Origin of the sequence: Psychromonas arctica (assembly GCF_038155225.1) — a bacterium.
Classification (GTDB): Bacteria; Pseudomonadota; Gammaproteobacteria; order Enterobacterales; family Psychromonadaceae; genus Psychromonas; species Psychromonas arctica_B.
The window spans coordinates 1-226 of the sequence record NZ_JBAKBA010000242.1; the positions used below are offsets into that span (position 1 = coordinate 1).

Annotated in this window: 1 pseudogene; it reads left to right on the forward strand. The window is 37.2% G+C overall.

The features are described from left to right. Positions 1 to 188 (forward strand): annotated as a pseudogene (locus tag V6255_RS18420) (hypothetical protein); the annotation flags it as partial. Positions 189 to 226: the final 38 nt, after the last annotated feature.

Below are 226 nucleotides of genomic sequence, written 5' to 3' on the forward strand. Positions count from 1 at the left end.
TTGGTTTACAAAATTCAGGGTTCGCTAGTGCATTGGCAATGAAGTTCTTTGCGCCCACAGCGGCTTTTGCCGGGACTATTTTCTCTATCTGGCATAACATGAGCGGTTCTATTTTAGCGGGATACTGGTCTCGAACATCAAATGAGAGTGAGACAAATAAACTAATAAAAGAACATAGTAATAAATAATAAGTGCGTAGCAATAAGAAGGAATATTTACTATAATA